This is a genomic window from Bombilactobacillus sp. ESL1202, from assembly GCF_058107125.1.
This window is the reverse complement of record NZ_CM176590.1, coordinates 1177232-1189977: the sequence shown is the minus strand read 5'-3', so window position 1 is coordinate 1189977 and position 12746 is coordinate 1177232. Positions and strand designations below refer to the sequence as shown.

Annotated in this window: 16 protein-coding genes and 2 pseudogenes; 5 read left to right on the top strand and 13 right to left on the bottom strand. The window is 30.5% G+C overall.

The window, feature by feature from the left end; genetic code table 11:
- Positions 1-4: 4 nt before the first annotated feature.
- The 3 genes from AC3B7A_RS05325 to AC3B7A_RS05315 all read right to left on the bottom strand — a co-directional run bounded on the left by AC3B7A_RS05325 (position 5) and on the right by AC3B7A_RS05315 (position 1387).
- Positions 5-730 (bottom strand): response regulator transcription factor, encoded by a 726-nt coding sequence (locus AC3B7A_RS05325; RefSeq protein WP_489755098.1) that lies wholly within the window; start codon positions 728-730, stop codon positions 5-7.
- Positions 731-893: 163 nt separating this feature from the next.
- The gene (locus AC3B7A_RS05320; protein ID WP_489755097.1) at positions 894-1055 is read right to left on the bottom strand and encodes a class IIb bacteriocin, lactobin A/cerein 7B family; all 162 of its coding nucleotides are present in this window, start codon (positions 1053-1055) and stop codon (positions 894-896) included.
- Between the two features lie 155 nt (positions 1056-1210).
- Positions 1211-1387 carry a class IIb bacteriocin, lactobin A/cerein 7B family gene (locus tag AC3B7A_RS05315; RefSeq protein ID WP_489755096.1) on the bottom strand — a complete coding sequence of 59 codons (177 nt, stop codon included), beginning with the start codon at positions 1385-1387 and terminating at the stop codon, positions 1211-1213.
- A 315-nt stretch (positions 1388-1702) separates the two neighbouring features.
- Between AC3B7A_RS05315 and AC3B7A_RS05310 the strand changes: the two genes are divergently transcribed.
- Together AC3B7A_RS05310 and AC3B7A_RS05305 are read left to right on the top strand one after the other, a co-directional pair.
- Positions 1703-1945, top strand: coding sequence for a type II toxin-antitoxin system RelB/DinJ family antitoxin (locus tag AC3B7A_RS05310; protein ID WP_489755095.1), 243 nt, complete (start codon positions 1703-1705; stop codon positions 1943-1945).
- Positions 1938-2218, top strand: a pseudogene (locus tag AC3B7A_RS05305) (type II toxin-antitoxin system YafQ family toxin). Before AC3B7A_RS05310 ends, AC3B7A_RS05305 begins: the two are co-directional and overlap by 8 nt.
- A gap of 62 nt (positions 2219-2280) precedes the next feature.
- On the opposite strand, the gene AC3B7A_RS05300 reads toward AC3B7A_RS05305, so the two are convergent.
- The 8 genes and pseudogenes from AC3B7A_RS05300 to AC3B7A_RS05265 all read right to left on the bottom strand — a co-directional run bounded on the left by AC3B7A_RS05300 (position 2281) and on the right by AC3B7A_RS05265 (position 8377).
- Complete coding sequence (locus AC3B7A_RS05300; protein WP_489755094.1) at positions 2281-2628, bottom strand: hypothetical protein; 348 nt, start codon at positions 2626-2628, stop codon at positions 2281-2283.
- A 47-nt stretch (positions 2629-2675) separates the two neighbouring features.
- Positions 2676-3212: a hypothetical protein gene (locus tag AC3B7A_RS05295; RefSeq protein ID WP_489755093.1), complete on the bottom strand. Its 537-nt coding sequence runs from the start codon at positions 3210-3212 to the stop codon at positions 2676-2678.
- Between the two features lie 736 nt (positions 3213-3948).
- Positions 3949-4137, bottom strand: a complete 189-nt coding sequence (locus tag AC3B7A_RS05290) for a hypothetical protein (protein WP_489755092.1) — start codon at positions 4135-4137, stop codon at positions 3949-3951.
- A gap of 428 nt (positions 4138-4565) precedes the next feature.
- Complete coding sequence (locus tag AC3B7A_RS05285; RefSeq protein ID WP_489755091.1) at positions 4566-4790, bottom strand: hypothetical protein; 225 nt, start codon at positions 4788-4790, stop codon at positions 4566-4568.
- Between the two features lie 21 nt (positions 4791-4811).
- Entirely contained in the window at positions 4812-5351 is a 540-nt protein-coding gene (locus AC3B7A_RS05280) for a hypothetical protein (RefSeq protein ID WP_489755090.1), read from the bottom strand.
- Positions 5352-5650: 299 nt separating this feature from the next.
- Positions 5651-6907: a glycosyltransferase gene (locus AC3B7A_RS05275; RefSeq protein WP_489755089.1), complete on the bottom strand. Its 1257-nt coding sequence runs from the start codon at positions 6905-6907 to the stop codon at positions 5651-5653.
- A gap of 60 nt (positions 6908-6967) precedes the next feature.
- Positions 6968-7150, bottom strand: a complete 183-nt coding sequence (locus AC3B7A_RS05270) for a hypothetical protein (protein ID WP_489755088.1) — start codon at positions 7148-7150, stop codon at positions 6968-6970.
- A gap of 362 nt (positions 7151-7512) precedes the next feature.
- A pseudogene (locus AC3B7A_RS05265) lies at positions 7513-8377 on the bottom strand (IS982 family transposase).
- 641 nt (positions 8378-9018) lie between these two features.
- Here AC3B7A_RS05265 and AC3B7A_RS05260 point away from each other — a divergent pair.
- A complete protein-coding gene (locus AC3B7A_RS05260) occupies positions 9019-9639 on the top strand; it encodes a helix-turn-helix domain-containing protein (protein WP_489755087.1) in 621 nt (206 codons plus the stop codon).
- 846 nt (positions 9640-10485) lie between these two features.
- On the opposite strand, the gene AC3B7A_RS05255 is transcribed toward AC3B7A_RS05260, so the two are convergent.
- Together AC3B7A_RS05255 and AC3B7A_RS05250 are read right to left on the bottom strand one after the other, a co-directional pair.
- On the bottom strand, positions 10486-10623 hold the full coding sequence (locus tag AC3B7A_RS05255; protein WP_489755086.1) for a ComC/BlpC family leader-containing pheromone/bacteriocin: 138 nt from the start codon (positions 10621-10623) through the stop codon (positions 10486-10488).
- A gap of 127 nt (positions 10624-10750) precedes the next feature.
- On the bottom strand, positions 10751-11422 hold the full coding sequence (locus tag AC3B7A_RS05250) for a ribonuclease H family protein (protein WP_489756553.1): 672 nt from the start codon (positions 11420-11422) through the stop codon (positions 10751-10753).
- Between the two features lie 82 nt (positions 11423-11504).
- Between AC3B7A_RS05250 and AC3B7A_RS05245 the strand changes: the two genes are divergently transcribed.
- Together AC3B7A_RS05245 and AC3B7A_RS05240 are read left to right on the top strand one after the other, a co-directional pair.
- A complete protein-coding gene (locus AC3B7A_RS05245; protein WP_489755085.1) occupies positions 11505-12353 on the top strand; it encodes an alpha/beta hydrolase in 849 nt (282 codons plus the stop codon).
- A complete protein-coding gene (locus tag AC3B7A_RS05240; RefSeq protein ID WP_489755084.1) occupies positions 12340-12735 on the top strand; it encodes a hypothetical protein in 396 nt (131 codons plus the stop codon). The genes AC3B7A_RS05245 and AC3B7A_RS05240 overlap by 14 nt, the downstream gene beginning before the upstream one ends.
- Positions 12736-12746 lie beyond the last annotated feature (11 nt).

Below are 12746 nucleotides of genomic sequence, written 5' to 3'. Positions count from 1 at the left end.
CAAACTATTTTGATTTTAACAATTTTACTATTTCACGTGCTTTTCTGACCGATACAAAGGCTTCACTGTCATCTATAAAAGAGATTTTACGATCATTGTAATTAAAACACTTTAACAAATCTAAGTTTACCAAATAACTCTTGTCACTGCGAAATAACATCGGATACTTTCGTTCTAAATTAGTCAAGTTATCAACAAATTCAGATTCTTTATTAAGGGTATGTAAGTGAACCCTTCCTGGCCTGAATTTAATAGTATTTATATAAACAACTTCAGCAATAGGAACCGAAAAATAACGTGATCCTATATGGTAGGAAAAAATATTTTCTTTTTGATATTTATTAGATTTTAACAGTTCATTGACTCTAACTATATCTGTTTTAATGCAACTTTTAATACGATCAATTCCTGAATCTTTTAAAATAAAATCTAGTGGGGATATCCTTAACTCAAGCGTTTTAAACGAAAGTTCACTATGAATCGTAATGAAAACAATCTGTGCGTTGGGAATTTTTTCTCGGATTATAGTTGCTACTTTTAAACCAGCCTCCTTTTGACCATTAATTCCCATATCCAAGAAAAACAGTCCTTGATAGTGATTATTTATATTACTCAATAGATTATCAACGGAATTAGTCTCACAGATAAGTTTCATCGGAAAATCATTAATCATAATGAAATTCTCAATTGTTTGTGCATATAACCTTCTTTGTTCAAAATTATCTTCCAATAAATAGATCGGGAACATTATTTTTCTCCTATAATTAGTTATCGTGTAAAGTATATAATATAAACATTATTTAGATAGCTACATAAGTAAAAAGTGTTGACGAGATCAACTATCAACACTTTAATAAAACCGTCATATTGAAATAATAAATAATTTTTAGTTTTTAGCCAAAATGTTTGGCAAAAAAGTAGCCTCCTGTAGCCCCAATACCAATGCTAACTATAATTCCAATGCCAATAAATATTGGTAGTATTCCACCATTAACTTGTTCCAAAGAAGAATTATCTAACTGCCTAAAATTGTCTAAGCCATGAAATTTATCCATTTGGTCACCCCTTATTATTTATTTATATGATTTAAGCCCACGACAACCCCACCAAGAAAGCCCACGCTGGTAGTAAAAGCAAAAATAATCCAGATTCCATAGGCATTCCAAACTTCAATTAATTTATCCCGCATCACATCACCCCATTATAATAGTTATTTGCGTTTGCGATTAACTCGGTTGAGGCCTACAGCAATTCCGCCAGTAAATCCGGCCGCCGCTGCTGCTCCCCATATTGCCCAGACTGCAACTGGTATAATAAAACCACCATCAATAGTCCCCAGGTCATCTTCTACTAAATTGACAAATTGATTATCATTGAAATTTGACATCATTTCCATCTCCCTCAAATTAATTAAAGCTCATTGAATATTTTTTCATTTTAATGCATAAAAATTAACAATTATCGTTTTCTTATTAACGTGAATTTATGGATTAGTAACGTAAACCTCTTAATACGCTGTAACATAATTGCAAGAGCAATCATACAAAATTATTGATAGATTCAATTTAAAACCATTTCAATTAAATTACAAGCTCTCTGTGACAGACATATTGCCTGGGGAATAATAGTGAATACTTTAAACAGTAAAACATTTCAAATCTACGATATAATTTGTTATCATAGGTTTGGAGGTGCTATAAATATGACTAGTCAAATTAATTTCAGAATGGACGATCAAGAAAAAAAAGAGTTTGAATTGGTCATCAAGCAAATTGGATTAATTCCCAGTGAGGCATTTCAAATTTTTGTAAAAAAAGCCATCGCAACTGGTGGAATCCCCTTTAAAATTTCTCCCCCCACAGAACGTTTAACCACAGCTATCAAAAGCCAAAACTATTTAGAATTTGATAATGCTAAAGAAGGTTTGGAATGGTTAAATGAATAAATATTTTTACAAGCCGGCTTTCGAAAAGCGTTTTAAAAGTCATTACAGAAACATTTAAAAGGAGGTCGCTATAAAAAAGAACATTTTGAAAAAGTATATAATTTGCTATTACAAAACGAAACACTGCCGCTACAACATAATGACCATCCTTTGGTTAACCGTAGTCCAGAGCGTGATCTACATATCAAACCAGATTAGTTATTAATTTATAAGTATGATGGTCAGTTTGTACGCTTTATTGACACTGGCTCACATGCAGACCTTTTCAGATAATTAAACACATTAAAAATCCTACCTAGCTAACAGCCGAGTAGGATTTTTAAATGATAATAAGCTTATAAAACAAGAAACAAAGCAACACTAAAAATAATATCTAAAATAATTTTGCCAATATTAGTCATATAAAATATGTTTTTAGCGTCCGTCTTCACTGAAGCATTAGTAATTTTGATTTTCCAGTAAAATAGTGTCCAAATAATAATCCCTATAACATAAACACTAGTTAGCAAAAGCTGATAGTGAGCTACTACCGAATGTGATCCATTTCTACGTAAAATTTCATTAACTAAACAAACTGCTAAAGTCCACAGCATTAAATAAGTAAATTCCACATTACGCTTTGCATTCAGGATCTGCTTTACTTCTGTTCCCACACCTGCAAAAGCCCTTTCTTTTTGCGACATTTATTACTTCTCCCCACTATGATTTTTAAATAAGGACATTTAGAATTTTATTCTGGTAAATATGGTTGTAATTGGGTAAGCTTTTGCCGAAAATTTTCTTGGTTATAAACATAATCAATTGATAAATTAATTGTAATTGTCTGCGCACTTTTTAGCGTTAACGTTAAAATAATCGGATTTTTAGTAGCCAAGATTGATGGTACAAAAGCATTATAAGCTGTTGTAGTCGGTAAGGGTAAGGAAATATCGACAAACTTATCGTGGTGCCCTTGGATTTGGTAAGATGAAACCTCACTAATCGCGACACTTTGTGGCTTTTTAAAAGGTAATAAAACTAAAGACATTCGATCGCCAAAACTAGCCATTGGGTAATAATAAATTCTTTGCTCATCAACTTGTAAATAGCCATCTAATGTAGCAATTTTGCGTGTATAATTTAAAATCATCAAAATAAAAGCTACGACAAAAACTACTACACCTAAACCTACATTCCACACCGATCCAACAAACAAACCGAAGATTGCACCAATTAATAAACTCAGTATCAATGGGCGATATAGTGGTTTACGACCAAAAGTTAACATGCTAGATTCCTCTCTTCATTTATTGCTTTCAAAAACATCCCATGCACGATACAACATCATTAAAAATATGCTTTTTATACGTTTACATTTTAAGGCTATTTGGTCAACCTTGCAAGCTTCATCGTACAGACATAGATTGTTAAAGGAATATTTCCAGGGAAATATTTCACTGGAGTCGCTTGCTTGATATTTATAATGTTTGTAGTAAATTTTTAAATCTATCCTTTAAATTGAATTATTTTAAGCTTGAAACTAATCAATTGATTATAACGTTTGTCCAACATTGACGACTTTATACCCTTGTAAAGAGTGTATGGATGGCATAGTAAGTAGTTGTTATTCATTGCAGATATAAATTTTTAAATTGAGTCGTTATAGACAATCAAAGTCAGAAAAGCGATTTAGTGTCTTTGATGTTTGAAAGTAACAGTGACAAAATAATTGTTGTTGATCGACATTTTACTGTTACTGATTATTATTAAAATACCTTTTTAATTAATAAATTATTATGGTAGTGCTAATTAATTTTTCTCCAAATGTCCATAAATAAGCATTGTTCCAATCTACTTTGGAATACCGATAAATAACGGGCACGGTTGCGTTAAATGATATGTACCCCAAAATTAGGACAGATTCAATTTAAATTTGTCTAAATAATATTATTAAACGTAGAAAATGGTTGCTAGATGAATTTTTAGACAGCATCTATCAACCATTATTTTTTATAAATAAATTCTTAATTTTTATTTAGTAAATTTCTAAATTTTTCGCTCATAAAATACAATATAGCAGTTAATATAGTAGCAGTAACTACAAAAATCAAAAAATCTATAATTAAGTTTTGAGAAGCTTGTGGCAATCTATTCATAAAAAGTGAAGTAAGACAAAAACTAATAAATACTATTGGAATTAAATATTTCAGCATATAAAAAATCTCCTAATTAATTTCACAATTGCTTATATTTTTTAGCCAATTGGATCTAGGTCAAACAAAGCAATACTAAAAATAATGTATAAAATTGTTTTGCCAATATTCGTCCAATAAAATTTATTTTTAGCATCCGTCTTCACTGAAGCATTATTCAATTGGACTTGCTAGAAAAATAATGTCCAAATAATAACTCCTATTACATAATATACTAATTAGCCAAATTGGATAGTTAGCCACTGCAACATCAGATCGTAAAATTTCATTAACTAAGCAAATGGCTAAAGTCCACAACATTAAATAAATAAATTCCAAATTCCTTTTTTATTCAGCGTCTGCTTTAACTCTGTCCCCACACCTGAGAAAGCACTATCTTTTTTGTGCCATTTGTTACTTCCCCCCCTCTAATCATAAAGCGCCAATTTTTATTTTTTAACAGTTTTGATTTGCCGATTATCATGAAGAAAATTAGTAATTAGCTTAGCTGATGAATATACCAGCCAGACAGCTACCAGAATTAATGATAAGTTGCCGATCATATCTAGTGGATTTTTCCAATTAAACAATGGTTGTGTCAAGCTAAGTAATGAAAGTATAATTAACACAATATTTAAGATAATTTCTCCAATAAATTTACTACGTTGTTTCATCAAAATCACTCCAAATTATTCTTATTTTGGTAAATATGGTTGTAAATTAACTAACTTTTGCCGAAAATCTTCTTGATTGTACACATAATCAATTGATAAATTAATTGTAATAGTTTGTGAATTTTTTAGTGTTAAGGTTAAAATAATCGGATTCTTAGTAGCTAAGATTGACGGTAAAAAGGAACTGTAAGAAGTTGAAACCGGTAATGGCAAACTAACATCAGTAAATTTGTCATGGCGCCCTTGAATCTGATAAGATGATACCTCACTAATTGCTACACTTTGTGGTTTTTTTAAAGGTAATACGATTAACGCAATCCGATCGCCAAAACTAGCCGTAGGATAATAATAAATTCTTTGCTCATCAACTTGTAAATAACCATCTAATATCGTAATTTTGCGCGTATAATTTAAAACCATCAAAATTATAACTGCTACAAAGACTGCTAAACCTATACTTGCATTCCAAACCGATCCGACAAACAAGCCAAATACCACACCAATTAACAAACTCAATATCAACGGACGATACAAAGGTTTACGACCAAAAGTTAACATCATAAACTCCCCTTTCATTTACTAAAAAAGATTAAAAAATAATAGGTAATTAAGAATAAGTTATAAAAGATTTATACTAAAACGTGATACTCAATTTCTATACGCTTAAATCAATAAAAGAATTCTATGAAGTTACATGATTAGAATTGGATTTACATTCATTATTATAAGACCGAAATTATTCATTTACAATAAATATCTACATTAAATATCCATAAATCCTAGCAAAAATACATAAAGCAACAAAATGTTATTATTATCATAATTTAAAATTAATTTTCATTTAAGCGTAATTAAATAAATTATTTTTCCAAAATAGGATTTTGTTTCTTTAAAAAAGCTATAGCATCTTTATCATTAATGCTTTGATAAATTAAATGTGCCTTTTCAAACTTTCCCATAGATAAGAGAATTTGAACAATTAAAGCTTGTAAATTACCAACATCTTGTTGAGTATCTTCATAAACAAGTCTTTTGTCTAATTTATTTATATCTTCCAACAGATTATTTAGTAAATAATTATAATTAAAATCAATTTTTATTTTTTGAGACAAATAATTCAAAAGCAACAAATTTGTATTATTAGGGAAAATTTTTTTACCAATATTAGTCACTTTATACACCATATCAATCCTTTGCAATTTAAAATTAAAAACAGAATATCTCAAAATCAACGATTTAGTATAATTACTAATTTTTATATTGTCTAAGACAAATCCTTTATCTACATCCAATAATAAGAACTTTCTAAAATATTGATCATATTTTTCTGGTGTTTTTATTAATTCATTAACATCATATAAGGAAAGCCATCTAGGATTTGATGGTTCAATTTGAGACATCTTATGCAGTAAACTGGAATATTTATTAGCCTTATCAAACTTCTTTATCTCTTCCGTACTATTACCCAAATTTTTTACTTCTATTGTTGTCTTTAATATCAATTTTTTACTATTACTTCTAATTTCTTCATGTACTAATCCATAAAAATATTTATTTGATTTTATAAAAATTCTTTCTGGTGTTACATAACTACTAGAAAATTCATTGCATTGATGAATAGTCAAAATGGCTTTCTGACCGTAAAGATAATTTAAACAAGATAGAAATATTTTTAATTGTTTATTATCTATAGAGGACAATATATATTCATCAGAGTCTAAAACAAATATCCAATCATTACTATCTACTCTTTTAAGATTTATATTCCTCATTTTAGCAAAATTATCTTCCCAGTTTCTTTCAAAAAAGCTAATTTTTTCATTCGAATTAGATATATCACAAAGTTTTTCTACGGTTCCATCAGTTGAACCTGTATCCATAACTATTATTTTGTCAACGACTTTATTAAATTGATTAAGTACATTTTCAATTATGCTAACTTGATTCTTAACCATCATACAACCAACTATATTAATAGTTTCATAATGAGAAGCTATATATTCTAACAATCGATTTTGTTCTTTAAAACCGAAATTTTCAATTTCTTTTTTTATTTTTTCAAAAGATTTAACTTCAAGGAAAATTTGAACAATATTCAGCACATCGATAATAGTCATATAATTTAACCTCCAAACAAAAATAAAGGTTTAGCATTGAGCTAAACCTTTTCTAAACAATTAGTATCTGGCACCTGTGTAACCTTCAATAATATCTCCAAAATGGCTTGCCCACTTTCCCCAAGCATTCCATTGATTCCATTGCTTTCTGGAAATTCCTCCTTGAATATTTGAAAGTTTCTCATCTCCAAGTTGGTTACTTAGATTGTTCAACAACATGATATTATCATTATTCTTTTTCATGACATATCCTCCTTAATAAATTTTTACTTAGTTAATAAAATAGAAAATCGACTATTCATCAACCAACATTAATCATTGTTTATAGACAGATATATTGCAAGCCGTTTATTAAAGACATAACTATCTTAAAAATAAAGACAAAGTAATTATGAAGTATCAAATACCAACTGCCAGCGACTTTAACTTAAAATTTAGCTTTGACAAGCTGAAGACCTGACAACTCAATATAACTCTTTTATGTATCGATTATTTATGCAAAAAAATTGAAAAGCCGGGACAAAAAGATCCAGTCTTTACTAAAAAATTCTAAATGAGATTGGGACCAAAGTCTCATTGTTTTTCACAATCATCTACGCGTGGTGCTAGTTAATTTTTCTCCAAGTATCTACAAAATAAACATTGTTCCAATCTACTTTTGAATCCCGCTAAACAACGGGCACGATTATGTTCAATATCAAACATTTGGTTCCATTGAGAAAAGACTGTCTCAATTTTTCTCCGCCGTTTATTCAGTAATCGCTGACTAACTTTATTAGATTTTTGTTTCATATTTTTTCTGACTGGTGTCCAAAAATTAATGCCTTCTTGAGCTAGTGTTTGTTTCAGTTTTTAACTTAAATAACCCAAATCAGCTAAAACGTTCGGACAAGGATATTGATTTAATAATTCAGGCACCATTTTGATATCATGCAAGTTGGCCTCAGTAATGGTATAAGCAACGACAATACCTTGATCCGTAATTTCAAAACTACCTTTGAAACCATAATAATGTAATTTCTTGGTGGCATTGTGGCCTTTAGCTGCCAGGTTCTCAAAAATTTTGGCACGAAAGTTGCGAACTGGCTGACAAACAGGTATTGGTAAGCTATCAAGAATCGTGTATTGTGATTTAACTTTCTGGTTCACGATTCCAGTTCTAATGTATGGAAATAAATCACCACACCTTTGGGTTAGACGATTAAACTGGGATCTTTCTGGTAAATCAAACAAATTTAACAAGCTTAATAAACGATAAAAACTACGTTGATTAGACATCCCAATTTGGACCTGAAAACACATTAAAGCCAGTAATTGTACGTCAGATAGTTTAGCTAAATGAACATTGCGACGTTTTTGAATAGTAATGGGCACAAACTTTTTATAGAGTGTGGTTAAAATATTAATCCAAACTTGAATTGAAGATTGCAAGCTAGAAGAATCTTGGTTAAACTTAAGGAGGTCTGAAATGGCTATCACTTTCTTGTTAGAGGTAATTTAAAGTGTAGCCTAGTCAGGCTTTTTATTTCAACTATTTTTTAACTAGCACCACGCGTAATCATCTGTAAATAACCGACTTTTGAATTCTGATAAACAGTGAATACGATTGTTCTCAATGTCATGTCAACTTTTTGGTTTCATTGATCAAAAATTAATTTTTTAAGTTTCAACTTTCGAATCAAATATCCAAAATCAACTAAAAAACTCATTATAATATCATACAGTTTAGATGTAGTACTGGAATAATTACCACAATACCAATACATTGATCAATAATTTAAAATACATCTTTGGAAACTATGGTAATTAGAAATACCCAGTTCAACTAGAAGACACAATAAAGCCAACGATTGCATGTTTAACGTAATAAAGTTTTAATAGAACAACATTATCACATTTAAAATTAATCATTAAAGATTTTTATTGCTTAACTAGCACTAAAAATAATCATTATGATATCATGTCATGTTTTTTTCTGCCAAAAATGTCCTTCGCATTATAAACAAGATGAAAAATAAAATTCATAATGAAAAGAATCAACAAATGTCATATAATAAAAAATATGTAAGCGTATAAACAAGCAAAAAATAATTAAGCAAGAAGGTCACAAAATGACAATTGGGGAAAAGATTAAACTAAATCGTAAAAAAATGAATCTAACACAAGAACAACTAGGACAAAAAATAATGGTTTCGCGGAAAACTGTTTCTGGCTGGGAAAATAATCGTAGTTTTCCCGATATTAATACCTTAGTTGATTTAAGTAACTTATTTGATCTTTCCTTAGATTATTTAATTAAAGATGATGCTGTGATTTTAGATAATTATGAACAAAAAGAAAAACAAAACAAGAGCAGTAACAAGTTATTACTTTGCTTATATTTCCTAATCATAGTATCTGATATTTTTGTTTATTTACGTATTTTAAATATCATTTCAGCTCCTCATTTCATGGGTACGATTTCTTTAATAATATATGTACTTTTATATTTAATATTATTTTCAAATTGGATTAGATTAAAATCAATAAAAAAAGCAACTATAACAATAGCCTGCTTTTTATGTTTGTTAATTATTAATTCTTTTATCATTGTGAACACTAATTACTTTTCAAATTCAATAAACAAAGGAATATCATATTCCTTTGGATCAATGACAGCTGGACTTCTTATGGTTTTTATATTATCCATTTCAGAAGTAATAGTTATAGTAATTTATCCTAAAATAAAATAATTATCATTTATGATAAATTACAAACCTTTATATACTTACAATGTGTGTTATTGGTTAAAAAATAGTTGAAATAAAAAGCCGGACTAGGTCTCACTTTAGTTATTTCTATTCAAAAAATTAAATCTTATGTCAGACTTAATTAAATTTAACCAGTAATCTCTTATCTTAATTCAAGATTGGATCAATATCTTAACACTACTCTATCAATAATTTGTACCCGTTACTATTCGATGACAGAACAATGCTCACTTATGTTAAATTATCAAACGTACAAATTACTGGGGGTTAATTGTCTGCAAGATTTTTCTAACAAACTTAGTTTTTATCGATTATTAATCTAGCTTAAATTGTTTGATTTGCTGGAAAGATCCAGATTTAATCGTCTAACACAAAGATATAATGCTTTATTTCAATACATTAAAACTGACATCGCTAATCAGAAAATTAAGCTACAATAAAGGATCCACAATACACGATTATTGATAGTTTACCGCTACCGGTTTGTCAGTCCACAACTTCCATGCTAAGGTTTTTGAGAGTATAGCAACTAAAGATTACAATCCCACCAAGAAATTGCATTATTAGTTATAGGTTCAAAGGAAGCTTCGAAATTACGGAGCAAGTGTTCAAGTGTTGTGGTAGCTTGTACCATCACTACAGCCAACTTACTAAAATAGGTAAATGGTATTAAGATGTTAAGTCAATACTCTCGTCCAAAAGTCTTTGCTAATCTAAAAGTTATTAGTTATTAAATCAAGAACTATTGCATAAACGTCGTAGAAAAATTAAATAGCACCACATGTTTATATTACATAAAGTACAATACTCTTAAGAACAGGATTCAAATTAAATATTAAAAATATCAACTTCCAGAATGTGATTTTTAAATCCATTCCACCATTGTGAAAATTTAGATTTCTTCCCACCTACAACCTTATTCAATTCATTATTACTTAAACTTTGAAATTCATTAAACTTATCCATTTAATGTTCCCCCTTTATATCTAAAAGATAACGTTTAACGTTAAACAATTTCAAGCTTAATATCTAAGACAAGCTTTCAAATTACTGTTTTTTTCAACACAACATGGCTCAAAGTTGTACATATTTATTACATTTGATCCATCGTTTGATTTAACAATTTATCTACAAAAACATTGCCTGAATTATCCGCATGCCCTTTCGTCCACAAAAACTTCATTTGCTTAAATTGTGGTAATAAAGCGGCAATTTTTTGCCACAGCTGCGCATTTAAGACTGGATCACCCGCAGCTTTTTTCCAACCACGGCGTTGCCAGCCAATTAACCAGCCTTTATTAATCGCATCCAATACATAACGCGAATCCATAATGACTGCAATTTTTTGCTGGTGCAACTGCAATGCCACTAATCGCTCTAAGCCTTTGGTTAAAGCTGTTAATTCCATTTGGTTATTGGTTGCTCCCAAAACACCGTTAGTTCCTGAATATTCTTGCGAAGTCGTTTGAATTAAATACGCCCAGGCGGCTTTATCGGTTGCTTTGACGTGCCCCCCTAACACATTGCCCGTATTACGAGTGCCACCATCAGTATAGAGTTTGACTTGTGCGACCAAATCCGACTGTACTTTCTTAACCGTAGCTTGTTGAAGCGGCATTTTTAAGAAAGCTTGTGCTTGGGCTAACGTGGTAAAGCTTTTAAAAATTGCCCCCTTAAAGCCCTGTACTTGGCGTTGACAAGTTGGCCAATCATGATAAATTCCGGGCTTTTTGCCCCGCTTAACTGCATAATATTTTGACATAATTTCTCCTCACAACTAGAATTAATCGATTATTACCTGTATCATGTTTAATAGTTAACTCTACAAACAAGAGGGCTATCCCCAAATGAAACTTTGGCATCATTCACTGACACAAACAGCACAAATTCCGATTTGTGAATTGGACGAACAAGTCTCAGTTAATTCAAGTACCGAACAGATCCCAACTTTTTACATTCATGGTTTTCGTGGTGGTAATTATACTACTGAAAAAATGGTTGGTTCGGCACAAAAAATTACTGGTTCGCCCGTTTTTTTGCGTGCCACGGTTGATTGGCGCAGTAAAATTCACTATTCCGGTTATTGGTCAACGGCTAAGTATCCAATTATTCAATTAATTTTTAAAGACCGCTGGATTCCTTCCAGTACCATGGAACGCTGGTTTAACCAAATTTTAAATGATTTAAGCCAACGTTACCATTTTCAACAATATAATGCGATTGGCCATTCTTTAGGTGCTGTGGCCTTAGTTTCTTATCTCTTAAATACGTATAATCGGCCATTACCAACTATTAACCGGCTTGCTTTGATTGCCGGACCATTTGACGGCTTAGTGGCTTTTGGCGACTTACCTAACATTAATCCGCTTAGTGACAACGGTAAACCGGCTTTTATGACGCCTAAATATTTATGGATGTACCTTAATCGCTTTAAGTTTCCCCAAAGTGCCCGCGTCTTAAATGTCTATGGTAATATTAACGATGCTTCCAATACCGATCAGTACGTTTCAGTTAGTTCAGCCCGCTCCATTAAATATATTTTACAAGACCAAGTTCAAGAATTTCAAGAATATAGTGCGTTAGGTGTCAGTGGTGAACACTCACAAATGCATGATGATGCCGAAGTACTGCAAAAACTTAATTCATTTATTTATCCTGAATTTCCCAATTTGGAGGAAAAAAATGATTCAATTTAAGACGTTTCATCCTTTATTAACAGCTAATTACCGCTTAGATTTTTTAAGTTATTTACCTGGTCAAGCCATCCAAACGTTTCTAGCTACTGACTTAACCAGTTCAGCGCAATTTATTAATCAAGCGATGAAACAAATCATGGCTAATCAGGCTTTAATTTGGGGTGTCACTAATCAAAAGTCTGCTACTCTCATTGGCATTATCACACTCAATCATTTTACAACCACAACTTGTACTTTAGATTTAAAATTTAAACAAACCGTACCGCCAGAAATTTTGATCCGCCTTAAACAATTAATAAAAATGCAGTTTCATGATTTAACCATTCAAATTACTTCACAATCAAATTCTGTTTTAGATACGCCAACATTTTTTAACCACTAACACTTTTGAAG

Coding starts and splice junctions, on each gene's coding strand:
- AC3B7A_RS05320 (WP_489755097.1), bottom strand. CDS start 1,055: ATGGATAAATTTCATGGCTTAGACAATTTTAGGCAGTTAGATAATTCT.
- AC3B7A_RS05315 (WP_489755096.1), bottom strand. CDS start 1,387: ATGTCAAATTTCAATGATAATCAATTTGTCAATTTAGTAGAAGATGAC.
- AC3B7A_RS05310 (WP_489755095.1), top strand. CDS start 1,703: ATGACTAGTCAAATTAATTTCAGAATGGACGATCAAGAAAAAAAAGAG.
- AC3B7A_RS05300 (WP_489755094.1), bottom strand. CDS start 2,628: ATGTCGCAAAAAGAAAGGGCTTTTGCAGGTGTGGGAACAGAAGTAAAG.
- AC3B7A_RS05295 (WP_489755093.1), bottom strand. CDS start 3,212: ATGTTAACTTTTGGTCGTAAACCACTATATCGCCCATTGATACTGAGT.
- AC3B7A_RS05290 (WP_489755092.1), bottom strand. CDS start 4,137: ATGCTGAAATATTTAATTCCAATAGTATTTATTAGTTTTTGTCTTACT.
- AC3B7A_RS05285 (WP_489755091.1), bottom strand. CDS start 4,790: ATGAAACAACGTAGTAAATTTATTGGAGAAATTATCTTAAATATTGTG.
- AC3B7A_RS05280 (WP_489755090.1), bottom strand. CDS start 5,351: ATGATGTTAACTTTTGGTCGTAAACCTTTGTATCGTCCGTTGATATTG.
- AC3B7A_RS05275 (WP_489755089.1), bottom strand. CDS start 6,907: ATGACTATTATCGATGTGCTGAATATTGTTCAAATTTTCCTTGAAGTT.
- AC3B7A_RS05270 (WP_489755088.1), bottom strand. CDS start 7,150: ATGAAAAAGAATAATGATAATATCATGTTGTTGAACAATCTAAGTAAC.
- AC3B7A_RS05260 (WP_489755087.1), top strand. CDS start 9,019: ATGACAATTGGGGAAAAGATTAAACTAAATCGTAAAAAAATGAATCTA.
- AC3B7A_RS05255 (WP_489755086.1), bottom strand. CDS start 10,623: ATGGATAAGTTTAATGAATTTCAAAGTTTAAGTAATAATGAATTGAAT.
- AC3B7A_RS05245 (WP_489755085.1), top strand. CDS start 11,505: ATGAAACTTTGGCATCATTCACTGACACAAACAGCACAAATTCCGATT.
- AC3B7A_RS05240 (WP_489755084.1), top strand. CDS start 12,340: ATGATTCAATTTAAGACGTTTCATCCTTTATTAACAGCTAATTACCGC.